The organism is Planomonospora sp. ID67723, assembly GCF_015711605.1.
Lineage (GTDB): Bacteria > Actinomycetota > Actinomycetes > Streptosporangiales > Streptosporangiaceae > Planomonospora_A.
Window position 1 is genome coordinate 195,731 of the sequence record NZ_JABTEZ010000002.1, and the last position, 22,825, is coordinate 218,555.

At 71.7% G+C, this 22,825-nt stretch carries 24 protein-coding genes; 14 read left to right on the plus strand and 10 right to left on the minus strand.

The window, feature by feature from the left end; genetic code table 11:
* Positions 1 to 3: 3 nt before the first annotated feature.
* Positions 4 to 180: a hypothetical protein gene (locus tag HS041_RS13590; protein WP_196441046.1), complete on the plus strand. Its 177-nt coding sequence runs from the start codon at positions 4 to 6 to the stop codon at positions 178 to 180.
* On the plus strand, positions 149 to 658 hold the full coding sequence (locus HS041_RS13595) for a GNAT family N-acetyltransferase (RefSeq protein WP_196441047.1): 510 nt from the start codon (positions 149 to 151) through the stop codon (positions 656 to 658). The genes HS041_RS13590 and HS041_RS13595 overlap by 32 nt, the downstream gene beginning before the upstream one ends.
* A 128-nt stretch (positions 659 to 786) precedes the next feature.
* Here HS041_RS13595 and HS041_RS13600 read toward each other — a convergent pair whose 3' ends face one another.
* The 3 genes from HS041_RS13600 to HS041_RS13610 all read right to left on the minus strand — a co-directional run bounded on the left by HS041_RS13600 (position 787) and on the right by HS041_RS13610 (position 3,078).
* On the minus strand, positions 787 to 1,656 hold the full coding sequence (locus HS041_RS13600) for a 1,4-dihydroxy-2-naphthoate polyprenyltransferase (RefSeq protein ID WP_196441048.1): 870 nt from the start codon (positions 1,654 to 1,656) through the stop codon (positions 787 to 789).
* 112 nt (positions 1,657 to 1,768) lie between these two features.
* Positions 1,769 to 2,380 carry a GNAT family N-acetyltransferase gene (locus HS041_RS13605; RefSeq protein ID WP_196441049.1) on the minus strand — a complete coding sequence of 204 codons (612 nt, stop codon included), beginning with the start codon at positions 2,378 to 2,380 and terminating at the stop codon, positions 1,769 to 1,771.
* A 128-nt stretch (positions 2,381 to 2,508) separates the two neighbouring features.
* Positions 2,509 to 3,078, minus strand: a complete 570-nt coding sequence (locus HS041_RS13610; protein ID WP_196441050.1) for a CGNR zinc finger domain-containing protein — start codon at positions 3,076 to 3,078, stop codon at positions 2,509 to 2,511.
* A 99-nt stretch (positions 3,079 to 3,177) separates the two neighbouring features.
* Here HS041_RS13610 and HS041_RS39270 point away from each other — a divergent pair, with 99 nt between their 5' ends.
* Positions 3,178 to 3,306, plus strand: a complete 129-nt coding sequence (locus HS041_RS39270; protein ID WP_255529967.1) for a hypothetical protein — start codon at positions 3,178 to 3,180, stop codon at positions 3,304 to 3,306.
* Between the two features lie 26 nt (positions 3,307 to 3,332).
* On the opposite strand, the gene HS041_RS13615 is transcribed toward HS041_RS39270, so the two are convergent.
* Complete coding sequence (locus HS041_RS13615) at positions 3,333 to 4,736, minus strand: aminotransferase-like domain-containing protein (protein WP_196441051.1); 1,404 nt, start codon at positions 4,734 to 4,736, stop codon at positions 3,333 to 3,335.
* On the opposite strand from HS041_RS13615, the gene HS041_RS13620 reads away from it, so the two are divergent.
* Together HS041_RS13620 and HS041_RS13625 are read left to right on the plus strand one after the other, a co-directional pair.
* Positions 4,735 to 5,670 carry a DMT family transporter gene (locus HS041_RS13620; RefSeq protein WP_196441052.1) on the plus strand — a complete coding sequence of 312 codons (936 nt, stop codon included), beginning with the start codon at positions 4,735 to 4,737 and terminating at the stop codon, positions 5,668 to 5,670. The genes HS041_RS13615 and HS041_RS13620 overlap by 2 nt on opposite strands.
* A gap of 58 nt (positions 5,671 to 5,728) precedes the next feature.
* On the plus strand, positions 5,729 to 6,751 hold the full coding sequence (locus tag HS041_RS13625) for a hypothetical protein (protein ID WP_196441053.1): 1,023 nt from the start codon (positions 5,729 to 5,731) through the stop codon (positions 6,749 to 6,751).
* A 90-nt stretch (positions 6,752 to 6,841) separates the two neighbouring features.
* On the opposite strand, the gene HS041_RS13630 is transcribed toward HS041_RS13625, so the two are convergent.
* Positions 6,842 to 7,246 (minus strand): YybH family protein, encoded by a 405-nt coding sequence (locus tag HS041_RS13630; protein ID WP_196441054.1) that lies wholly within the window; start codon positions 7,244 to 7,246, stop codon positions 6,842 to 6,844.
* A 150-nt stretch (positions 7,247 to 7,396) separates the two neighbouring features.
* Between HS041_RS13630 and HS041_RS13635 the strand changes: the two genes are divergently transcribed.
* Both HS041_RS13635 and HS041_RS13640 read left to right on the plus strand, forming a co-directional pair.
* Entirely contained in the window at positions 7,397 to 7,855 is a 459-nt protein-coding gene (locus HS041_RS13635) for a GNAT family N-acetyltransferase (protein ID WP_196441055.1), read from the plus strand.
* A 146-nt stretch (positions 7,856 to 8,001) separates the two neighbouring features.
* On the plus strand, positions 8,002 to 8,478 hold the full coding sequence (locus tag HS041_RS13640) for a peroxiredoxin (protein WP_196441056.1): 477 nt from the start codon (positions 8,002 to 8,004) through the stop codon (positions 8,476 to 8,478).
* A 20-nt stretch (positions 8,479 to 8,498) separates the two neighbouring features.
* Here the strand turns inward: HS041_RS13640 and HS041_RS13645 are convergent, their stop codons facing one another.
* The 3 genes from HS041_RS13645 to HS041_RS13655 all read right to left on the minus strand — a co-directional run bounded on the left by HS041_RS13645 (position 8,499) and on the right by HS041_RS13655 (position 9,801).
* Entirely contained in the window at positions 8,499 to 8,945 is a 447-nt protein-coding gene (locus tag HS041_RS13645; protein WP_196441057.1) for a type II toxin-antitoxin system VapC family toxin, read from the minus strand.
* Positions 8,946 to 8,949: 4 nt separating this feature from the next.
* Entirely contained in the window at positions 8,950 to 9,240 is a 291-nt protein-coding gene (locus HS041_RS13650) for a FitA-like ribbon-helix-helix domain-containing protein (RefSeq protein ID WP_196441058.1), read from the minus strand.
* Between the two features lie 75 nt (positions 9,241 to 9,315).
* On the minus strand, positions 9,316 to 9,801 hold the full coding sequence (locus tag HS041_RS13655; RefSeq protein WP_307845278.1) for a GntR family transcriptional regulator: 486 nt from the start codon (positions 9,799 to 9,801) through the stop codon (positions 9,316 to 9,318).
* Between the two features lie 141 nt (positions 9,802 to 9,942).
* Between HS041_RS13655 and HS041_RS13660 the strand changes: the two genes are divergently transcribed.
* The gene (locus HS041_RS13660) at positions 9,943 to 10,236 is read left to right on the plus strand and encodes a hypothetical protein (protein WP_307845279.1); all 294 of its coding nucleotides are present in this window, start codon (positions 9,943 to 9,945) and stop codon (positions 10,234 to 10,236) included.
* Positions 10,237 to 10,560: 324 nt separating this feature from the next.
* Here the strand turns inward: HS041_RS13660 and HS041_RS13665 are convergent, their stop codons facing one another.
* Both HS041_RS13665 and HS041_RS13670 read right to left on the minus strand, forming a co-directional pair.
* Positions 10,561 to 11,202, minus strand: coding sequence for a JAB domain-containing protein (locus HS041_RS13665; RefSeq protein WP_230879058.1), 642 nt, complete (start codon positions 11,200 to 11,202; stop codon positions 10,561 to 10,563).
* A gap of 169 nt (positions 11,203 to 11,371) precedes the next feature.
* Complete coding sequence (locus HS041_RS13670; RefSeq protein ID WP_196441062.1) at positions 11,372 to 12,094, minus strand: GntR family transcriptional regulator; 723 nt, start codon at positions 12,092 to 12,094, stop codon at positions 11,372 to 11,374.
* Positions 12,095 to 12,386: 292 nt separating this feature from the next.
* Here HS041_RS13670 and HS041_RS13675 point away from each other — a divergent pair, with 292 nt between their 5' ends.
* The 6 genes from HS041_RS13675 to rimO all read left to right on the plus strand — a co-directional run bounded on the left by HS041_RS13675 (position 12,387) and on the right by rimO (position 22,821).
* Positions 12,387 to 14,753 carry a discoidin domain-containing protein gene (locus HS041_RS13675; protein ID WP_196441063.1) on the plus strand — a complete coding sequence of 789 codons (2,367 nt, stop codon included), beginning with the start codon at positions 12,387 to 12,389 and terminating at the stop codon, positions 14,751 to 14,753.
* 149 nt (positions 14,754 to 14,902) lie between these two features.
* A complete protein-coding gene (gene dapA, locus HS041_RS13680) occupies positions 14,903 to 15,829 on the plus strand; it encodes a 4-hydroxy-tetrahydrodipicolinate synthase (RefSeq protein ID WP_196441064.1) in 927 nt (308 codons plus the stop codon).
* A 158-nt stretch (positions 15,830 to 15,987) separates the two neighbouring features.
* Positions 15,988 to 17,673 (plus strand): ribonuclease J, encoded by a 1,686-nt coding sequence (locus HS041_RS13685; RefSeq protein ID WP_196441065.1) that lies wholly within the window; start codon positions 15,988 to 15,990, stop codon positions 17,671 to 17,673.
* Between the two features lie 226 nt (positions 17,674 to 17,899).
* Complete coding sequence (locus HS041_RS13690) at positions 17,900 to 20,464, plus strand: DNA translocase FtsK (protein WP_196441066.1); 2,565 nt, start codon at positions 17,900 to 17,902, stop codon at positions 20,462 to 20,464.
* Positions 20,465 to 20,542: 78 nt separating this feature from the next.
* A complete protein-coding gene (locus HS041_RS13695) occupies positions 20,543 to 21,331 on the plus strand; it encodes a helix-turn-helix domain-containing protein (RefSeq protein ID WP_307845280.1) in 789 nt (262 codons plus the stop codon).
* Positions 21,332 to 21,411: 80 nt separating this feature from the next.
* On the plus strand, positions 21,412 to 22,821 hold the full coding sequence (gene rimO / locus HS041_RS13700) for a 30S ribosomal protein S12 methylthiotransferase RimO (protein WP_196441068.1): 1,410 nt from the start codon (positions 21,412 to 21,414) through the stop codon (positions 22,819 to 22,821).
* Positions 22,822 to 22,825 lie beyond the last annotated feature (4 nt).

Sequence of the window (22,825 nt, forward strand, 5' to 3'; positions counted from 1 at the left end):
GGCATGACACGACCTGAGCTCGTCTGCCCGCTGTGCCGGAACACGGAGTTCCAGCAGGAGAAGGGGCGGCTGGACACCCGGTGGGGGATGACCTCCCACCGGGTAACCCTGATGATCTGCACGCGCTGCCGCTATATCCTCCACTTCTATGACAAGCGCTCCATCTTCGACTTCGACTGACATCCGCTGGGCCGAGGCGGGGGAGCTGCCCGGGCTGGCGGCGGTGGAAGTCGCGGCCGACGGGGTGTTCGCCCAGGTGGGGATCGTCTTCCCGGCAGGGACGACGATGATCGAGGAGACCGACGACCCGTCACGGGTCCTGGTCGCGGGTGATCCGCCGGTCGGGTTCGCGATGTTCGGCTGGGTCGACGGGAACGTCCACCTCGACCAGCTCGCGGTCCATCCCGATCACGGGCGCAGGGGCGTCGGCGGGCGGTTGGTGGAGGCGCTCTGCGCGCACGCGGTCTCGGTCGGCTCGGCGGCCGTCACGCTCACCACCTTCCGGGACGTGCCGTGGAACGGGCCCTGGTACGGCCGGCGCGGCTTCACCGTGCTCGATCCCGCCGAGTGGGGGCCTGAGCTGGCCGCGCTGGTGGCCCACGAGCGGGAGCTGGGCATCGAGCTCGCGCCCCGCGTGGTGATGCGCCGGATCCTGTGAGTCCGGATCCTGTGAGTAGAGAGGCCTGCCGGACCCCGTCCCGGGGCTCCGTGCGGGGTGTGCGGATCGACGGAGAAGGCCCCGTCCGCCGGTCCGGGCTGCGGGCCGGGCGGGTGGCGGGGCCGCTCCTACAGGGCCAGGCCGACGGTGAACAGCAGGCCGAAGACCAGCTGGAGGCGGCCCGTCTGCTGGAGTGTGGTGATCAGCGCGGGCCCGGTGGCCCCGGCTCGCACCGCCTTCACCGGGGCGACCGCCAGCGGCGCGGCGAGCACGCCCAGCGCCGCGAACGGGTGCCAGGGGACCAGGGCCAGACAGATCGCCAGCGGCAGGACCAGGCACAGGGCGTAGAGCGTGCGGGTACGGCTGTCGCCGAGGACGACGGCCATGGTGCGCTTGCCCGCCGGGCCGTCGGTCGCGATGTCGCGCAGGTTGTTGACCACCAGCATCGCGCAGGCCAGCAGGCCGACGGGAACGGCGGCGGCCACCGCGGTCCAGGGCAGCGTCTCGAGCTGGACGAAGGTGGTGCCCGCCACGGCCACCAGGCCGAAGAAGACGAAGACCGAGATCTCGCCGAGCGCGCGGTAGCCGTACGGGCGCGAGCCGCCGGTGTAGAACCAGCCCGCCGCGATCGAGGCCGCGCCGACCGGCAGCATCCACCAGGCCCGGGTCACCACGACCAGCACCAGCCCGGCCACGGCGGCGGCCAGGAAGCAGCCCAGGGCGGCCGCCAGGACCTGGCGGGGGGCGGCGGCGCGGGAGCCGACCAGGCGCATCGGGCCGACCCGGTCGTCGTCGGTGCCGCGCACGCCGTCGCTGTAGTCGTTGGCGTAGTTCACCCCCACCTGGAGGGCGAGCGCCACGAACAGGGCGAGCAGGGCCCGCCACCACACCGCTCCGCCGTACCCGGCGGCGATGCCGGTGCCGACGGCGACCGGGACGACGGCGGCGGGGAGGGTGCGGGGCCGGGCGCCGGCGATCCACTGGCTCGGGGTGGCCATGGTGTTGCGGATGTCCTCTCGGGCTCGTCTGGGGGTTCGCCCGGGTCCGTACGGCTCCGGGGCGGGTCTCGAGGGATTCTCGGCGGCCCCGCGGATCCGGAAGGGCCCGGCTCTAGCTGATGTCGGTGGCCAGGCGGATCATCCGCACCGGCCGGCCCATGTTCAGAACCCGCTCGGCGCCGTCGTCGCCCCAGCCCGCCGACTCGAGGAAGCCGAGCAGCTGGTGGTTGTCGGCGAACACCCAGGTCACGACGGTGTGATAGCCGTCCTCGCGCAGGTGGTCGACCGTGGCGTTGAGCAGGCGGCTGCCGTGGCCGCGCCGGACGTGGTCCGGGTCCACGAGGAAGGTGAGCATCTCGGCCGTGGTCGTGGGGTCGAGGTCGGGGTCCTCGGCGGGGGCGTGGGAGGCCAGGCCCACCACGCGCTCCGCGCCCTGCATCGCCGCCAGGGCCTCGATCCCGCCGGGGCCCAGCGCGGGGAACGCGTCGGTGTCGAGGACGACCTGCTCCACCGCGACGAGCACGCGGTGCCGGGAGGTCGGCGGGGTGACGATCGCCTCGTCCCACTGCCGCCGCCACATCTGCTCGGCGGCCGGGCCGGTCATCTGCTCCAGCGGTCCCTCGGGCAGGAACTCGCGGTAGCCGTACCGCCAGGCGCGGATCTGGGTGCCAGTGACCGCATCGACATCGTCGTGCCGAGCCGCCCGCACCCCTACGTCTGCCATCTCGGCCCGCTCCTTATCTGCCGTACGCCGCCAGGACACGCCTCTCCGTGGATTCCCGGACCGCGCTAGCGGGCGTCAGGCGGACGGACCCATGAGACAGGCAGTTACACCGTATCGGGGAATCTGGCTCACAGATGACGTGAACCTGTCCCCGTCTGACGTCGTGCCCGATATGCCCTTGTCTTGGTGCGGTTGCCGCAGACCTTCATCGAGCACCAGGAGCGCGAGCGGTTCTTGGAGGAGTCGACGAACGCCCACTGGCAGGTGCTCTCGGTGCACACCTTCAGTCTCGGCCAGGACCCTTCCGCGCGGACCTCCATCACCGCGACGGCGATCCGGGCAAGACCGCCGAGGGTCCCGGTCACCGCGGGCTCCAGCACGGGGCCGCCCGCGGTCAGGACGACCGTGACGGGCAGCCGGTCGAACGCGTGCGGTGCCGAAGCCCGGTCCTGCCCGTCCTCGTCCTGCCCGTCTCCGGCGGGCCCGCGGCCGTGGTGGTGGCGGAGCGCCGCGCGCAGGGCCTCGCGCAGGTCCACGGCGACGGCCAGGTCCTCGTCGCCGGCGGTGGTCCCGGGTTCGACCAGGCCGCGCCTGCCGAGCCACGCGGCGAGCGCGGCGGGGGAGGACAGGGCGTCGGTATCACTTTCGACGTCGTAGCTGTTGACGAAGTCGCACACCAGGGCGGCGGGGGCGGTCATGGAATGAATCACCTCTCTGTCACCACTGTACGCCAATAGGGGGTTGTGTTCGCTGCGACACCGGCGTAATGTCTTCAGTGGTTGCACTAGGAGGTCGTCATGAGTTCTCTTCCCTATCTGGCCCGCCTGGCGTTCCAGGAGCGGCACAGGCGTGAGCGTTACCAGAGCCCCGAGCGCCGGGACGTGGCCCGGCAGGACGGCGAGAAGGAGCGTCCGGCCTGCGAGTGAGGAGCGCTCCTCGCCGCGCCCGCCGTCTACGCCGTGACCTGGTCGACGGCCAGCGCCAGTCGCCTGACGCCCTCGGCCAGCTCCGCCAGGTGGATCGCGGCCGTGTGAGTGAGGCGGATCCGGGGCCCCGGCGGCTCGGCCGGATAGTAGATGCGTCCCGGGCTCACCAGGACCCCCGCCCGGCGGGTCGCCTCGACCGCGGCCTCCTCGTCGAGGCCCGACGGGAGCCGCACCCACAGGTGCAGGCCGCCCCGCGGGACGAGGTGGAGCTCGGCGGAGGGCAGCCGGGCGGCGAGGGCGGCGGCGAGCGCGTCCCTGCGGACCGCCAGCTCGGAGGCGAGGGCGGACAGGTGCCGGGGCCAGGCCGGTGAGCTGACGAACTCCAGCGCGGTCTCCTGGAGCGGCCTGGCGACGAAGAACGACTCCACGAGCTGGCTCGCCCGCAGCCGATGCGCGGCCGGGCCCCTGGCGATCACGCCGGCCACCCGCATGCTCGGGGCCAGGACCTTGGTCAGCGAGTTGATGTGGACGACGGTGCCGTGGGCGTCGAGCGCGACGAGCGGAGGAGGGACGGGCGCGGTCGCGAAGTAGCGGGCGTAGTCGTCTTCGATCACGAACGCCCCCGCCGCCCGCGCCACCGCCAGGACCTGCTCGCGGCGCTCCGGGGTGAGCGTCGCGCCGGTCGGGTTGTGCAGGGTCGGCTGACAGAAGAAGACCCGCGCCCCCGTGACGGCGAAGGCCTCGGCGAGAAGTTCGGGCCGGACCCCGTCACGGTCCATCGGCACGGCGGTCGCCCGGAGCCCGGCGGCCCGCGCGGCGGCCAGCGCGCCCGGGTAGGTGGGGGTTTCGACGAGTACGGGTGTGCCCGGCGCGGCGAGGGCGCGGAAGGCGTGGGTGAGAGCCGACTGCCCGCCGCTGACCACGAGGGCGTCGGAGGCCGTGACGTCGCCGCCGGCCTCCTGGGCGAACCAGCGGCGCAGCTCCGCCAGGCCGGTGAGCGGCGGGAGCGCCCAGGCGTCGGGACGGCGCAGCGCCCGCACGGCGGCGGCGTTGAGGGCCCTGGACGGACGCAGGGCCGGATTGAGGTAGCCCCCCGTCAGCGGGACGACCCCGTCGGGCGGGGGTGCGAGCAGCCCGCTCACTCCGGTGTCGTCCACCGTCCGGTCGCCGAGGGCCACGGTCTGCCAGGAGAGGTCGGCGGTGTCGTTCGCGCGGGCGGGCCGGTGGGCGACGTAGGCCCCGCTGCCCGGCCGGGTGACCACCCGCCCCTCGGCCGCCAGCCGTCCGAGCGCCCGAGAGACGGTCACCGGGCTCACCCCGTGCAGCCGTACCAGCTCCCGGCTGGACGGCAGCCGGTCGCCGGGCCGCAGCCGCTCGGCCTCCTCCCGCAGGATGGCGGCCAGACGGACGATACTGCTATCGTCATTCATGAGACACAACGATAGCGCTACTGTCCTGAATCGAGTAGCGGCCCCCTTTCCCTCCCCGGCACCGGGAAGCACGGCATGGCGGGGGACGGCGCTGGCGAGCCTCGGGATGCTGGCGTTCTCGGGGTCGTTCCCGGCGACGGTGTTCGCGATGGAGGGATTCGACCCCTATCTGGTGGCGGTGGGGCGTGCCGTGTTGGCCGGAGCCGCGGCGCTGGCCTTCCTGCTGGTGGCCAGGGCACCGCTGCTGCCTCCCCGGGCCCACCTGAGGTCGTATCTCGTCATCGCGGCCGGGGTGGTCTTCGGTTTCCCCGTCTTCAGCGGGCTCGCGCTCGACTCCGGAGCGAGCACCTCCCACGCAGCCGTGGTCATCGGGCTGCTGCCCGCCGCGACCGCGGCCTGCGCCGTGCTGCGGGCGGGGGAGCGGCCCCGGGCGCTGTTCTGGGCGGCCTGCGGTCTCGGCGCGGTCTCCGTCACGGCCTTCACCCTCAGCCGGGGCGGCGGCCACGTCACCGGGGCCGACCTGCTCCTGATGGCGGCCCTGCTCTCGGCCGCCGCCGGGTACACCGAGGGCGGCCGCCTCGCCCGTGAGACCCCCGGCTGGCGGGTGATCTCCCACGCCCTGGTCGTCGCCCTGCCGATCACCGTGCCGGTGACCGCCGTACTGGCGCTGACCACCGATCCGCGGCCCGCGGCGGCGTCGCTGGCCGGGTTCGCCTACGCCGGCCTGATCTCCATGTTCCTCGGCTTCATCCCCTGGTACGCGGGGCTGGCCGCGGGCGGCATCGCCCGCGCGGGGCAGACCCAGCTCGCCCAGCCGCTGCTGACGCTGGCGTGGGCCTGGCTCCTGCTCGGCGAGCGCTTCGGACCCGCCACGGTCGCCGGTGCGCTCGCCGTACTCCTGTGTGTCGCCATGACGCAGCGCGCCAGGTCTTGAAAGATGTGACATCGAGGAGCAGTGTGTGAGCTATAGGTGTCACAAAAGGGGTGGAGACATGGCGGACCTGACCATTCCCGACGGCGGCTTCTGGCCCGCACCGGAGATCCCGCAGCCGAACATCTACCCCATGGAGTGGCGGGTCGAGACCGAGAAGCTCGTGGCCATCTACGAGAAGTCCAAGCGCATGCTCTGGAACCCCGCCGACCTGCCCTGGGACGGCCTGGACCCGGCCGGGTTCACCGTCGAGCAGCGCCTGGGGATCATGTACTGGTTCTCCGTGCTCGCCAACTTCGACGCCTCCGGTCCGGCCGTCTTCGCCCGGGCCACCATCCAGGCGTTCGAGAAGCACGAGGAGGACCCGGTCAGGAAGTGCTTCTTCTCGATCACCCGTGACGAGATGAACCACGAGGAGTGCTGCCAGCGGACCATCGCCCGGCTCTGGCCGGGCGGGCCGCTGAACTGGACGCCCGAGACCGATCTGGAGAAGGCGGCGCACAACAACATCGGCTGGCTCTACCACAACGGCGGCCGCTACTGGACGGGCTACAACAGCGCGGTCGGCAAGTACACCCTGCCGGTGCTGTTCACCAGCTTCATGATGGGGGAGATGGCCGCCTCCACCCTCTTCCGGGGCATGGCCTCCGGCGCCCGGCACCCGGTCTTCAGCGAGATGTTCCACCGCATCGGCCGTGACGAGTCCCGCCACCTGCAGATCTGCATGACGATCCTGGAGAACGAGTGGCCCGGTCTCACCGACGACACCCGCTCCCTCATCACCCGCCAGCTCCGCGCCGGGTTCGTCTTCCTCTCCATGATCCTCTGGGAGCCGCCGGAGGGCTTCTGGGAGCTGCCGCCGTACTTCCTGCACAACCACCGGGTCCTGATGGACCACGCCCGCGACGCCGGTCTCGGCGTGCTGTCGTACGAGGAGCAGGCGGAGAACTGGCGGGTCGCCATGGCCCGGATCCGGGCGATCGTGGAACGCTGGGGCATCGAGTTCCCGGCGATCCCCGAGCTGGACATCGAGGGCGTCGAGGTCGACTTCCTCGACCCCGAGGACATCATCCCGGTGTTCTGACCGCCGCCGGGCCCGGTGCGGGAGAGCGTGACGGCGGTCATCCGGGGCGCCGCCCGCCCGCGGGGACGGGCGGCGGCCTCTTCGCCGGGCTCAGCCCCCGCCGAAGGGGTTGTTGACCACGTAACGCCACCGTCCGTCCGCGCCGCGCCGCGCGACGTCGGCCGCCGTTCCCCGGAGGTCGATCTCCTCGCCGCCGGGCGCCGTGCCGCGAACGGACCAGTCGACGATGAGCAGGGCGGTGTCGCCGGCGGTGTAGGCGTGCCGCAGCCGGGCGTCCATCGGCAGGCCGAGACCGAGCAGATACCGGTCGGCGGCGGCTCGCTCCTCACCCGTGACGGGATGGCCCGGCCGGGGGACGAGCACGCCCGGGTCGTCGTAGAGGAGGTCGAGCTGTTCGGCGTTCCCGGAGTTGAACGCGCTCACGAAGGCCGCGGGAAGCTGCGCGGCGTCGTCGGGGAGGATCGCGCTCAGCGCGCTGTCGTCATGATTCGTCATGACATATGTATCGTACCACAAATGTGATCTTCGCCGCGGGCCGTCGACCGGGCCGGTCGACCGCCCACTGCCCTCCTCCGGCGCCGGGCGGACGCCCGCCGTCGCCGTTCTCGGGCGGGGCATGTCGGCCCCGTGGCCTACTGTCCGGCTATGACCTCATCACCGCGCCTGGAACAGGTGACTCCGGACAACATCGCCGACGCGTTCAAGATCAGGATCCGCCCCGAGCAGGAGGGGACCGTCGCCTCCGTCGAGCGCTCCCTCGCCGAGGCCTACGCCTCCCGGGAGACGGCCTGGCCCCGGCTGGTCTGCGACGGGGACGAGGTGGTCGGGTTCATCATGGGCAACTTCGACCTCGACGCCCCGATCGACCTGTTCCGCTGCGGCATCTGGCGACTGAACATCGATGCGAAGCACCAGGGCAGGGGCTACGGGCGGTTCGCCGTGGAGGCCCTGTGCGCGGAGGCCCGGCGCAGGGGCGGCAAGCGCGTCACCGTGCTGTGGGAGGTGCATGAGCACGGTCCCGAGGAGTTCTACCTCAAGCTGGGCTTCCGCCGCACCGGGCAGATCTTCGAGGGAGAGATCGTCGGAGAACTCTTGCTCGACTGATCGCGGGCCATCATTCTGGGTCTGTTCGTCGGCCCTGTCCGCCGTACGGTGGATTGGCGGGTTCGGAGCGCGAGAACGCCGAACCCCGGCCGCGTCCGCCATGCGGCGCCCACCGGGGTCGCTGGTCGCTACCGGGAGGATCTGTCGTGGCTGCAGGCGTTGCGGTTGGGGACGTGGTCGAGGACTTCGAACTGCCCGACGAGACCGGGACGCCCCGGCGGCTCGACGGAGATCTGCTGGCCAGCGGGCCGGTGGTGCTGTTCTTCTATCCGGCGGCCCTGACCTCGGGCTGCACGCTGGAGAGCTGCCGGTTTCGTGACCTGGCGACGAGCTTCGCCGAGGTGAAGGCCACCCCGGTCGGCATCAGCCGCGACGCCGTCCCCCGGCAGAAGCGTTTCGCCGACACCTACGGCCTCGGCTTCCCGCTGCTGTCGGACCCCGACGGCGCCGTCGCCCGGCGCCTCGGTGCCCGCCGCAGCTACGCCGTGGGCCCGTTCCTCACCCGTCGGATGACCTTCGTCATCGACGCCGGCCGCCACGTCCTCGAAGTGATCCACGACGAGGCCGACATGCACGTCCACGCCGACCGCGCCCTCGAGGTCCTCCGCGCCCGGCAGTCCTGATCTCGCCGGAGTGTGGTTTCTCAAACGGGAATGAAGCCCAGTGCCAGTGCTGCTTCTGACTGACTGATGTCGCGGCTGGCAAAGCCGAGTTTGTCTCCAGGGCTGTCCAGTAGTGGCACGGCAGCGAGTTCTGCGACCGCGAGGTGAAGCGCATCAAGGGCGCGCAACGCGTGCGTGTAGACGATTTCGGTGGCTCTGAGTTCTACGGAGTCGCGAGCGGCGGCTACTAAGGTGACCGGCCCATCCTCCCCAAGATCGGACGCGAGAACAGCGAGGGCGTTGTCCAGTTCCAGCAGCCGGTGAGCACGAGAGGCGCGGACAAGAACGCCGGTCACCTCCACCACGGTCAATGTGCCTGTGACGAGAAGGTGGTCGGAGCTCTCTATTAGATCGCGGGCTCGGCGATGGCCCGGCTCATCGGGAAGATATGCGCAGGCCAGCACAGAGGAGCCGATATAGGTGAGCATGTGGTCAGCGGCCCTCAGCCCAGAGTCTGTCGAGAATGGGGCCAATGCCCTTGGCGCTGGAAAGCGCCCGCTCGCGCTGGGCTTCGGTCACGGGTGCGACTGGAGGGCGTTCGGCGAGAACGCCAAGTCGACGTGCACGTGCACGAAGCTCTGCGCGTGCGTCCAGTACTTCATCGGACACTCCGCGGGCGAGGATCTCCCCGGCGGTCGCGTTGATGGAGCGACCGGTCCGGTGAGCTCTCCTCGTTATGCGCTGATGGAGATCATCGTCGATGCGAAGGAGTAGCTGCTTCATGGACCGAGTGATATCAATTAATCGAGAAGAGTGATAGCACTCCTCGTCGATTGCCGGGCGCTCTTGCCTGATGTGCTAACTGTTATCTTTGGGCCACTTTTCGGGCTGGTTCACATAGGTGCCCCGGTGGGGAACGGTGAAGACCCATCCTTGATCGCGGAGGAAGGCGACCGTGTTTCGGGCGGTGACCTTGGCGACGCCGTACTGCTCCATGAGTAGCTTCTCGCTCGGGATCGGACGGTTCGGCCGGAACTCGCCGTTCCGGATCCGCTCGGCGACCTCGTTGGCGATCTCCTGGTAGAGCGGGGTTTTCCGCGGAGCGCGCGGCACGTCGGGCTCGCCGACGAAGGTGCCCTCACCCTGAACCGTGTAGACAAACCCCTGCTCCCGTAGTTCCCGCGTCGCGCGGCGGGCGGTGGTGCGGGCGATGCCGTACTCGCGCTCGAGTTCGGCCTCGCTGGGCATTGCCTGGCCGGGAGGGATGTCGCCCTTCTCGATTTGTTCTCGAATCAGGGCTGCTATCTGCATGTAGACCGGTATGGGCCCGTCGCGATCCAGCACAGTCGAACGATAGACCAATAGGTACGCATCGATGCACAAAACAGACATCTTGAGACCGTGAAGCATACGGGCTGGTAGACCGGAGACTACGTAGATACTTATAGTGGTAAAGTGCTTGGGCGGGAGCGAGGGATCGATGTGGTGGTTGTGGCGCCGGTGGAGCGGTATCACAGCCACCACATCGGGGCGCTGCAGGAGCCGCACGAGCGGATCGACTGGCGGCCGGAGCAGCCGAGGGTCGAGCGGGTGCGGATCAAGGAGCACACCTGCGACTGCAAGGCCACCTTCTATGAGCTCTGCCAGGCGGCCGGGCTGATGTTCATACGGCGGACGCACCGCCAGATGGGAGAGGTGATCGTGCACGAGTCCCCCTGGGTGGTCGCGAAGGAGACGCAGGGGCTCTGGCTGCGGCTCCTGATGGGAAGCGCTCGCTGACCGATCGATGGACGTGCCCGGCGGCGTGGAGCGTACGGCTCCCGCCGCCGGGACCAGAAGACTCCCGGCCCTTCCGGGCGCCCTGAGTATCTCCGGAAGGGCCGGGCGGTGGTCCCGTGTCATTGGAGGGGGCGGGACCACCGGTCGAACCCCCGGCGGACGTCCCTCCCATCCCACCGTCCGCCGGGCTCGGACTCCCGGCAGGCGGCTCTCGAAGAGCCGCCTGCCGGGAGGCACCGTGGTCTCGCGGCATGGGCGAGGCCACCCCGGTCACCGCCGTTTCCGGGGCGGCGGTGACCGGGACCCGTGCCCGGGGAGTGGGGCTCAGTCGGGGATGCGGCGCCAGGCGGTGTCGGTGACGATCAGATGGTCGAGGAAGCGCAGGCCGACGGTCTCGGCGGCCTGGCGGAGGCGGGCGGTGACGTCGAGGTCGGCGGGGCTGGGGTCGAGGGAGCCGCTGGGATGGTTGTGGGCCAGGCCGAAGGAGGAGCCGCCGGAGGTGAGGACGGTCGTGATGATCTCCCGGACCGGGGCGAGGGCGCGGTCGCTGCCGCCCTCGCTGACGATGGCCCGGCGGACCACCGCCCCGCCGGAGTCGCAGACCACCGCGACCACCCGCTCGTGGCCGAGGTTGCGCAGCAGCGGGGAGGCGACGGCGGCCAGGTCTCCCGAGCCGGTGACGCGGCGGCGCTCCGGTTCGGCCTGCGACTGCCGTACCAGGTGGAAGGCGGCGATGATCCGGGCCGCCTTGGCCGGGCCGACGCCCGGGACCGCCATCAGGCGGTGCGCGTCGGAGCGGGCCAGGCCGCGCAGGTCACCGCAGTGGGCGATCAGGTGGGAGGCGAGCTCGACCGCGTTGGTGCCCCGGCCGCCCGAGCCGAGCAGTAACGCCAGCAGCTCTCGGTCCGCCAGGGCGGTGGCGCCGATCGAGAGGAGTCGCTCGCGCGGCTGGTCGGTCGGGGGCATGTCCTTGACGCGCAATCGGCACCTCCGGCTGGGAAACCTGTCCAGGTTCTACCAGCGGGCGCTGACATTCCGTGGTGCCCCGGTCGCGCAGAGCCGTCCGCCGGCCGCGTCGGGGCGGCCCCGCGATATGCACGCGGCACTCGGCCGCGGGGAGTCCGTCGTGAGGGTCTCAGGAGTGCATCGGGTGGGAGTAGACCAGGCGGAAGCGGTCGCCCGGGATGACGATGTCGCTGGTCTCGATGGGCCGGTCGCCGGCCCAGTGGGTGCGCTCGACGTGCAGGACGTGGACTCCGGCGGGCAGGGCGAGGGCGTCACTCTCCGCGGGCTGGGGAACGCGGGAGTAGACCTCCTCCACTATTTCGGTGATCTTCACTCCGAGCGAGGACAGGCGGCCGGTCAGGGCGCGCGGGGCCTCCTCGCCGGGGACGCTGAACTCGGCGGGCTCATAGGAGGTGGCGAGCTGCACGGGCCTGCCGTCACCGCGGAAGACGTAGTGGGTCCGGGTGACGGGGGCCGACTCGTCCAGCCGGAGGCGGTGCGCGATGTCCGGCGTGGCCTCGACGGGCTCGGCGCGCCAGTCCCAGGTGGTGCGGGCACCCTGCGCGTGCAGGTCGGCGCCGAGCGGGGCGTGGTGGTCGTGGAAGCGCCAGCGGTACAGGGGCAGGAGCACGGGTTTGGCCCTGACGTAATGGCCGGAGCCGACTCGGCCGACGATCAGGCCCTCGGCGGCGAGCACGCGCAGCGCGTGGCGGGCGGCGGTCTCGCCGATGCCGTACTTGCGGGTGAGCTGGGCGCGTGAGGGGATCGGGGCGCCGGGAGGCAGGGAGCCGTCGACGATCTGGCGGCGGATGTCGGCGACGACGCGCAGGTAGACCGGATCTGAGCTTGCCACGTGAGCCATCCAAGGGGGGGTCTCGGGTAGCCCATCTTGTCGTATCCGCGAGGAGACGCAGGGTGATGGCCCCAAGTTGGAGCCCCAACTTTACGGACTCGCCGACCGGTCCCGAAGGCGAAAAAATCTCCGAAAGGATCTGTAACACACTCGCGAGTGCCCCCGATTCACCGGTAGAGGTCGTCGATGTGTGTACCCCCGAGCACATATCGGCGGCCTCTTTCACGTTCCCGGGGTCCGAATAACTCCCCCAAAGAGGACATTAATACCCTTACTCCTTGTGTATGGGTATTTGGGACGATCTTTAACTCTGTGGCTCGCGGTGCTGCTCGCCGTCCAGGCGGCGGCCGTACCGGCCGGCGCCCACGCGGAGGAGCTTCCGGCCACGGTTCCCGCGCCCGCGCGGTGGAGCGGCGCGGGCGGATCGTTCCAGCTCACCCCGGAGTCGCGGATCCTCGCCGCCCCGCAGAGCGCCGAGCTCGCCGGCCTGCTCGGCGAGCACCTGCGCGAGGCGACCGGCCTGGCGGTTCCCGTGGTCACCGGCCCGGTCCCGGAACCCGCCCCCGGTGACGTACGCCTCGTCAGGGAGGCCGGGACCGGCGGTCCCGAGGGGTACCGCATGGAGATCGGCGACCATGTCGAGATCGGGGCTCCGGAGCAGGCCGGGCTCTTCTACGGCGGGCGTACGCTGCTCCAGTTGCTCGGGGCGGACCGGACGGCGCCGCGCGGCACGCTGGAGGACCGGCCGGCGCTGCGCACCCGCATGGTCATCCTGGACGTGCAGCGGGGGTTCTGGCCCGCCGCGCGCATCCAGGACCTCATCCGCAGGATGGCCTGGCTGAAGCTGAACACCCTGCACCTGCGGCTGTCCGGAGACGCCGCGCTGCGGCTGTCGGACCCGGCCCCGTCCGGCCCGGCCTTCGCCGCCGCGGTCCCCGCCCGGCACTACACCCGTGCGGACATCGACGCCGTCCAGGCCGTGGCCGCCCGTCACCACGTCACCGTGGTCCCGGAGATCGACGTGCTGGACGGTACCGCTGCGCTCACCCCGGTGCGCCGCTGCGCCGGCGAGCACGTGCCCGACCTCGCCGACGCCGAGGTAAGAAAGCGGCTGGCGGCCGTGCTCGACACCTTCTCGGGATGGTTCGGCGCGGGACTCGTCGGCCTCGGCCGGGTGGACGCCTGCGACGAGCCCGAGTGGCGGGAGGGGGCGCGGGAGCTGATCGCGCACGCCGTGAGCCTGGGCAGGCGGCCGGTTCTCACGGTCCGGGACCGGGTCCCGCCGCTGGAGGGCGAGCCGGTGATCCTGCACGAGGCCGCGCCGGAGACCCGGGCGTCCGCCCGGTCCGGGGAGCACGACGTCGTCGACGTCGTCGAGGCCGCTGGCTGGTACGCCGGAGACCTCCTGAGGCAGGATCCCGGCGCCGGCGGGTCCGGCCGGGCCCTGCTCGCAGAGATCACGCCCTTCGGCGATCCGGGCGCGGCCGAGGCGGCGCTGGCGGGCCCGCTCGCCGAGTTCGCCGAGCGGGCCTGGAACCGGGACTCGCCCGCCGAGGGGTTCTCCGCCAGGCTCGGCGCGGTGGGCGGGGCGCCGGGTCTTCTCTCGGAGAACCCCCGGGCGGGCGGGGCGGAGCACCGCTACGGCTTCGACGGGCTCCACGTTCCGGCGGGCGGCACGCACGCCCCGGCCGCGTGGCGGCAGGGGCTGCTGGTCAGCGCCGCGGACGGCGCGGGCGGTGCACGCCCGGATGAGGGGGCGGGCGGAACCCCGCCGGAGGAGGGCGGCGTGCACGCGACCGCGGAGCCGGGGAGGGGCGCTGCGCCGTGGTTCCCCGTGCCGGGCCGGCTCGGCACGGCGGCGAGGTTCGGCGAGGGCAGGCGGTTCACACTCGGCGGTGCCTCGGCGCCCCCGCCCTGGACGGTCTCCATGTGGGTGCGGAGCGAGGACCGGGCCCGGGGGACGCTGCTCGGCGGTCTCGGCCAGGCGATCGTCGTCGACGGGGGCGAGATCGCCGTCTCCGGCGTCCGGGAGTTCGCCTTCGGGTACCGCCTCCCGCTGAACCGCTGGACCCACCTCGTCCTCGTCGCGACGCCGGGCGGCACCACCCTGCACGCGGACGGGCGGCGGATCGGGACCGTGCCCGAGGTGATCGGCCTGCCGGCGTGGTCCATGGGCCCGTTCGGGGGCGCCCTGGACGAGGTCGCCATGTCCGGCACGGCGCTGACGGACCGGCAGGCCCGGGAACGCCACCGGGCCGACTCCATCGGCCCGGACCTGGCGCTGGGCCGCCCGGCCACCGCCTCGGGAGTCGAGTCGGGGGAGCTCGGCCCGGAGAAGGCCGTCGACGGCGACCCGGACACGCGCTGGGGTTCGGTCAAGAGGGCCGACCCGCAGTGGATCCAGGTCGACCTCGGCGCCGCCCGGAAGGTCGGCCGGGTGGTGCTCCACTGGGAGCGGGCGTACGGCTCCCGCTACCGGATCGAGGGTTCCCCCGACGGCGTCTCGTGGACCGTGCTCCGCGAGGTGGGCACCGGGGACGGGGGCGTGGACGAGGTCGCGGGACTGTCCGCCGTCGCGCGGCACGTCCGGGTGCACGGCGTGCGCAGGGGCACCGGGTGGGGCTACTCGCTCATGGGGCTGTCGGTGTACGAGGGCTGAAGCGGGCGGGGAGGGCCCGTGCGGGGCCTGCCCGGCCGGTGCCGGAACCGCAGGCAGGCCGCTCCGCGGAGGCCGCGCGGGGCGGGAAGGAGGGGCGGAGCGGGGTGGCGGGGTCCACCGTCTTCCCGGATCCGGGTACCGTTCCGTCTATGGCAGCGCCAACGACAACCTCCGACGCCCCCTTCGGCCGCATGCTGACCGCCATGGTCACGCCCTTCACCCGTGATGGTGCGGTCGACTACGAGGCGGTGCAGCGCCTGGCCACCTACCTGGTGGACGAACAGCGCAATGACGGCCTCGTGGTGAGCGGGACCACGGGTGAGTCCCCGACGACCTCGGACGGGGAGAAGGAGCGCATCCTGCGCGCCGTCATGGAGGCGGTCGGCGACCGCGCCGTCGTGGTGGCCGGGGCCGGCAGCAACGACACCCACCACAGCGTGGAGCTGGCCCGTGCCGCCGAGCGTGCGGGGGCCCACGGCCTGCTGGTGGTGACGCCCTACTACAACAAGCCCCCGCAGGAGGGGCTCTACCGGCACTTCACCGCCGTGGCCGACGCCACCGGGCTGCCGGTCATGCTCTACGACATCCCCGGCCGCAGCGGCGTGCCCATCGAGACCGAGACCCTCATCCGCCTGGCGCAGCACGAGCGCATCGTCGCGGTGAAGGACGCCAAGGCCGACCTGTTCGCCGGGTCGCAGGTCATGCTCGCCACCGACCTGGTCTTCTACTCCGGTGACGACACGCTGAACCTGCCGTGGGTGTCGGTGGGGGCCGCCGGGTGCGTGAGTGTCGTGGGCCACGTCGTGGGCGCGGACATCGCCGAGATGATGGCGCTGTACCGCGCCGGCGAGGTCGCGGGCGCGCTGGAGATCCATCGCAGGCTTCTCCCGGTGGTCTCCGGGATCATGATGCAGGCCGGTGGCGCGATCATGGCCAAGGTGGCGCTGGCTCTGGTGGGCCAGGCCGCGGGCCCGGTGCGCCCGCCTCTGGTGGAGGCCACGGAACAGCAGGTCGAGAACCTGCGCGCGAGCTTGGTCGCGGGCGGCGTGAAGCTGTCCGGAGAAGGTGTGGCATGACAGGGAACAACGGATACCGCGGCACAGACGGCCGCGGGAGGGAGGAACGGCGGTTTGAAGCACCGATACAAGGGCCCGATGGAGTCCGGAGTGCTCGGCGAGGGAGCAGTCCTGCCGTCCAGAGGATTCGCCGACACGTGTAAGAGAGGTGTGACCGGATGAGTCACCCCCATCCCGAGCTCGGGCCGCCGCCGGTCCTCGCCGAGGGCGCACTGCGCATCGTCGCGCTGGGCGGCCTCGGGGAGATCGGCCGCAACATGGCGGTGTTCGAGTTCGACGGGCGCCTGCTGATCGTCGACTGCGGGGTGCTGTTCCCCGAGGACGAGCAGCCGGGCGTCGACCTGATCCTTCCCGACTTCGACTACATCCGCGGCCGCCTGGACGACATCGAGGCGGTCATCCTGACCCACGGTCACGAGGACCACATCGGCGCGGTGCCGTACCTGCTGCGCGAGCGCCGCGACATCCCCATCGCGGGATCGAAGCTGACGCTGGCGCTGATCGAGGCCAAGCTGACCGAGCACCGCATCCAGCCGGTGAAGGTCGAGGTCGTGGAGGAGGAACGGCACCGGTTCGGGCCGTTCGAGTGTGAGTTCTTCGCGGTCAACCACTCCATCCCGGACGCGCTGGCGGTTGCGATCCGCACCCCGGCCGGGATCGTGCTGCACACCGGTGACTTCCGGATGGACCAGCTGCCCAGCGACGGGCGCCTGACCGACCTGGGCGGCTTCGCCCGGCTCGGCCGCGAGGGCGTCGACCTGCTGATGTCGGACTCCACCAACGCCGAGGTGCCGGGCTTCGTCACCAGCGAGCGGGAGATCGGGCCGGTCATCGACGAGGTGGTCCGGACCTCGGCCAAGCGGGTGATCGTGGCGAGCTTCGCCTCCCACATCCACCGCGTGCAGCAGGTCATCGACGCCGCCGAGCGGCACGGCCGCAAGGTCGCCCTCATCGGCCGCTCCATGGTGCGCAACATGGGCGTGGCGCGCGACCTGGGCTACCTGAAGGTGCCGCCGGGACTGATCGTCGACTCCAAGGAGATCGAGGGCTGGCCGCCGGAGGAGGTGGTGCTGATCTGCACCGGCTCCCAGGGCGAGCCGATGGCCGCGCTGTCGCGCATGGCCAACCGCGACCACCCGATCCGGGTCGCCGAGGGCGACACCGTGCTGCTGGCCTCCTCGCTGGTGCCGGGCAACGAGACGGCCGTCAACAGGGTGATCAACGGGCTGACCCGGTGGGGCGCCCGCGTCGTGCACAAGGGCAACGCCAAGGTGCACGTCTCCGGGCACGCCGCCGCGGGCGAGCTGCTCTACGTGCTCAACCTGACCAGGCCGTCCAACTTCATGCCGGTGCACGGCGAGTGGCGGCACCTGCGGGCGCACGCCAAGCTGGCCGCGCTGACCGGGGTGCCGGACGACCACATCGTGATCGCCGAGGACGGCGTCGTGGTCGATCTGATCGACGGCCGCGCGCGGATCGCGGGCGCGGTCCAGGCCGGCTACGTCTACGTGGACGGCTCCTCGGTGGGCGACGTCACCGAGTTCGCCCTGAAGGACCGGCGGATCCTGGGTGAGGAAGGGTTCATCTCGGTCGTCATCGTGGTCGACACCGCCACCGGCGACCTGGCCGCCGCGCCGGAGATCCACGCCCGCGGCTCGGGCATCGACCCCGAGCGTTTCGAGGAGATCCTGCCGCAGGTGGAGAAGGCGCTGCAGGACAACGCCGCCGACGGTGTGGTGGACATCCAGCAGATCCGCAGGGTGGTCCGCAGGACCGTGGGCCGCTGGGTGAGCGACACCTACCGCCGCCGCCCGATGATCATTCCGGTGATCGTCGAGGTCTGACCCGCCCGGCCGTACGGCGGTGCCGCGATCGCCGTACGGCGGCCCTGCCTTCCGTCACCGCCGCCGTTCGGAACGGCGGCGGGTCGGCGGCGGGCTCTCGCCCGAGTCGGGGCGGCGCGGAGGCAAAGGGACCGGCGAGACTGAGTCATGTCCGGTTCGGGGTTGTTTTCTCCCCGAACGGCGAGTCTCCGGGCGAACCGCCCGTCACGTGGCTAGCCTCCCTACCATGGCCACCCGTACGTCTAAAGGCACCCCAGGAAAGCCGCAGGGCAAAACCCCGGCCAAGGGAGCCTCCGGCCGGTCCAGGCCCGCCTCCCGTACGACCGCGCGAGGGGCCTCCGCCCGGGCGAGGGCGGCCGGTCCGGCCCGCAGGCCGGCCGGTTCCCAGCCCGACCCGCTCGGCTGGGTCTTCACCATGATCGGCAAGCTGTTCGTGGGGATCTGGATGCTGTTCGCCGGCGGCATCGGCAGCGCGGCGCGGGCGCTGGGGCAGAACGCGCGGGAGCTGGACCCGGTGCACCGCCGCGACGGCCTCGGGCTGACCGTGATCGCCGGGGCGATCGTGCTGGCCGCGATGACCTGGCGGACCCCCACGGGCACGGTCTCGGAAGTGGTCAACACCGTCATGCGCGGCGTCTTCGGCGCGCTGACCTGGCTGATCCCGCTCCTGCTGGTGCTGCTGGCCTGGCGGCTGCTGCGTCACCCCGACCAGAGCACGGACACCGGCCGGATGATGATCGGGTGGTCCGCCCTGACGATCGGCGTGCTGGGCGTCGTGCACGTCGCGAACGGCACGCCGTACCCGTCGGGCGGGGCCTCCGACGGCATGGACAAGGTGTCGGCGGCGGGCGGCATGATCGGGTTCATCGTCTCCGCCCCGCCCGACAGCATCCTGCCGGTCTTCATCACGGTCCCGCTGCTGCTGCTCCTGTCGGGTTTCGGCGTGCTGGTCATCACCGCCACCCCGGTGCACCGGGTCCCCGAGCGGCTGGCCGAGATCAGGCACATGCTCTTCACCCGGGACATCCCGGCCGGCTCCCGCGCGCCCCGCCCGCCGGCCAGGCGGCCCGCCCGCAGGAAGTCCGCCGGTGAGCGGGCCGGTGGTCCCGGCGACGGCGGCGACGGCGGCGACGGCGGCGTCAAGCCGTACGACACGCCGGTCATCGCCGAGACGCCGGGCAGGCTCGCCGACCACTCTCCGGAGATCGTGCCCGGCCTGGTCCCGGAGGAACCGGCCGCGGAGGACCAGCCGGTCCGCAAGGCGGAGCTGCCCGAGCCGACCCCGGCGCCGCGCAAGGTCGAGCAGCTCGTGCTCTCCCCGCAGGCGGGGCCGTACACCCTGCCCGACACCCAGTTGCTGCGGCCGGGCAGCGCGCCCAAGCCGCAGACCAAGGCCAACACGGTCGTGGTCAACGCGCTGACCAGCGTGCTGGAGCAGTTCGCGATCGACGCCCAGGTGATCGGCTTCACCCGGGGGCCGACGGTGACGCGCTACGAGATCGAGCTCGGACCGGCGGTCAAGGTCGAGAAGGTCACGGCGCTCACCAAGAACATCGCCTACGCGGTCAAGTCGGCCGACGTGCGCATCCTGTCGCCGATCCCCGGGCGGTCGGCGATCGGCGTGGAGATCCCCAACACCGACAAGGACCTGGTCTCCCTCGGCGACATCCTGCGCTCGCAGGTGGCTCAGGCCGACCAGCATCCGATGATCGTCGGGCTCGGCAAGGACGTCGAGGGCCGCACGATCGTGGCCAACCTCGCCAAGATGCCGCACCTGCTCATCGCGGGCGCCACCGGCGCCGGCAAGTCGGTCTGCGTCAACGGCCTGATCTCCTCGATCCTGATGCGCGCCACCCCGGACGAGGTCCGCATGGTGCTGGTCGACCCCAAGCGGGTCGAGCTCAGCGTCTACGAGGGCATCCCGCACCTCATCACGCCGATCATCACCAACCCCAAGAAGGCCGCCGAGGCCCTGGAGTGGGTGGTGGGCGAGATGGACCGCCGCTACGACGACCTGGCGGCCAGCGGGTTCCGGCACGTCGACGACTTCAACAAGGCGGTGCGCGCGGGCAAGCTCGTGCCGCCGCCCGGCAGCGAGCGGGTCTACCAGCCCTATCCCTACCTGCTGGTGATCGTCGACGAGCTGGCCGACCTGATGATGGTCGCCCCCCGCGACGTGGAGGACTCCATCGTCCGCATCACCCAGCTCGCCCGGGCGGCCGGGATCCACCTGGTGATCGCCACCCAGCGCCCGTCCGTGGACGTGGTCACCGGCCTGATCAAGGCCAACGTGCCCTCGCGCCTGGCGTTCGCGACCTCCAGCCTCGCCGACAGCCGGGTCATCCTCGACCAGCCGGGCGCCGAGAAGCTCGTCGGCCAGGGCGACGCGCTCTTCCTGCCGATGGGCGCGAGCAAGCCCATGCGCCTGCAGAACGCCTTCGTCTCCGAGAAGGAGATCGCGGAGGTGGTGGCGCACTGCAAGGCCCAGATGCAGGCCGAGTACCGCCCTGACGTCACGGCCGCCGCCACCGCGAAGAAGGAGATCGACGAGGACATCGGCGACGACCTCGACCTGCTGGTCCAGGCGGCCGAGCTGATCGTGACCACCCAGTTCGGCTCGACCTCCATGCTCCAGCGCAAGCTGCGCGTGGGCTTCGCCAAGGCGGGCCGCCTGATGGACCTGCTGGAGAGCCGCAACGTCGTCGGCCCGAGCGAGGGGTCGAAGGCGCGCGAGGTCATGGTCAAGCCCGACGAGCTCCCGGGCCTGCTGGCGGACCTCCGCGGAGAATGAGACCCCCCGTGCCCTCTCCCGGACATTACTGGTTGAATGGGACCCATTACGCAGCGTCGTGATCGGGGGAGGCGTGCAGTGGAGAACGAGGAGAGCACCGGACAGGGAAGTCGCAAGAGTCTCGGAGCCACCCTGGCGGAGGCCCGCCAGGCGGCGGGGCTGACCGTCGAGCAGCTGAGCGTACGCTCACGCGTGCGCGACACACTGATCAAGGCCATCGAAAGGGACGAGTTCTCCCTGTGCGGGGGGGACTTCTACGCGCGGGGGCACATCCGCAACCTGTCCAAGCTCGTCGGGCTTGACGCCGAGGCCATGGTTCATGAGTTCGACGAGCTGCACGGGGGCGTGCCGCTCCCGGTTCGGGCCGCCGCCGTGTTCCAGGCGGAGCGGCCACTCAAGATCCGCCAGCGCCGCTCGCCCAACTGGGCGATGGCCATGGCCGTCGCGCTGGCCGTCATCGTCGTGTTCGGCGTGGTGAAGACCATGGGCGGGGCCGGCGACGTCCCCACGGCGGAGGTCCATTCGGCGTCGCCCGCCTCACCGCCCGCCTCCATCGTCAAGGCGCCCGAACCGAAGAAGCGGGCTGCCTCGCTGGGAGCCAGGGGAGGCGACACGGTCGTGTTCCAGGTGAGGGCGGAGCGTTCCTCGCGGCTCGACGTCAGGGACGCCAAAGGACGCCGACTGTTCTCCGGCACGCTGAAGGCGGGTAAAACCTCCGTGTGGAAGGCCAAGACCGGGGTGCGGGTCACCTTCGGCGACGGAGGAGCGGTCTCCCTGCTGGTGAACGGGAAGAACCTCGGCGCTCCCGGCCGTCCGGGGCAGAGCCTCAAGCGCTTCTACGGGGTCGCCACGGCCTCCCGGAGATAGCCCTCGGAGGACGGATAAGGCGGCCGGAGCGGGGGAGGTGCACCGGGTAGTGGCCAACTCCCGATACCGTAGTGTTCACCATGTCATCCCGCCGAACCGCATCGCTGATCACACTGGGTTGCGCGCGCAACGAGGTCGACTCCGAAGAGCTCGCCGCGCGGCTTGAGGCTGCCGGCTGGCAGGTGGGCGACGACGACCCCGACGTCATCGTCGTCAACACCTGCGGCTTCATCGACTCAGCGAAAAAGGACTCCATCGACACGCTGCTCGCCGCAGCCGACTCCGGGGCCAAGGTGGTCGCTGCAGGCTGCATGGCCGAGCGCTACGGCGACCAGCTCGCCGACGCGCTGCCGGAGGCGGCGGCCGTCGTCTCCTTCGACGACTACACCGAGATCGGCGCGCGCCTGGACGACGTGCTGGCGGGCCGCCCGCTCGTCCCGCACAGCCCGCGCGACCGCAGGACGCTGCTGCCCATCTCGCCGGTCGAGCGCGCGGCCGCCCCCAAGACCGCCATCCCCGGCCACGGTGAGCTGCCCGAAGGCCTGGCCCCCGCCAGCGGCCCCCGGCCGCTGCGCAAACGCCTGGGCGACGGACCGGTGGCCTCGCTGAAGCTGGCCTCCGGCTGCGACCGGCGCTGCACGTTCTGCGCGATCCCGGCCTTCCGCGGCGCCTACGTCTCGCGCGGCCCCGAGGAGCTCCTCGGTGAGGCCGCCTGGCTGGCCGAGCAGGGCGTCAAGGAGCTCGTGCTGGTGAGCGAGAACTCCACCTCCTACGGCAAGGACCTCGGGGACCTGCGGGCGCTGGAGAAGCTGCTGCCCGCCCTCGCCGAGGTCGAGGGAATCGAGCGGGTGCGGGTCAGCTACCTGCAGCCCGCAGAGCTCCGTCCCGGCCTGCTGGAGATGATCGCCGGCACGGAGGGCGTGGCGCCGTACTTCGACCTGTCCTTCCAGCACGCCAGCGGTTCGGTGCTGCGCCGGATGCGCCGCTTCGGCGATCCCCGGCGCTTCCTCGGCCTGCTGGAGGGCATCCGGGCCGTCGCCCCCGAGGCGGGAGTGCGCTCCAACTTCATCGTCGGCTTCCCCGGCGAGACGGAGGAGGAGTTCGCCGAACTGGTGGACTTCCTGCAGGAGGCGAGACTCGACGTGATCGGCGTCTTCGGCTACTCCGACGAGGAGGGCACCGAGGCGGCGACGCTCCCCGGGAAGCTGGACCAGGAGACCGTGGACGCCCGCGTGGCCGCCCTCACCGAGCTGGCCGAGGAGCTGATGGCCCAGCGGGCCGAGGAGCGGATCGGCACCGAGGTGGACGTCCTCATCGAGGAGGACCTCGGCGACGGCGGCTACGAGGGCCGGGCGGCCCACCAGGGGCCCGAGGTCGACGGATGCGTCACGGTCCAGGGCATCGGCCTGGTCCCCGGTCAGATCGTCAGGGCCGTCGTCGTCGACTCCGAGGGAGTCGATCTGATCGCTCGCATCAAGGCCGCGCCATGAGCGC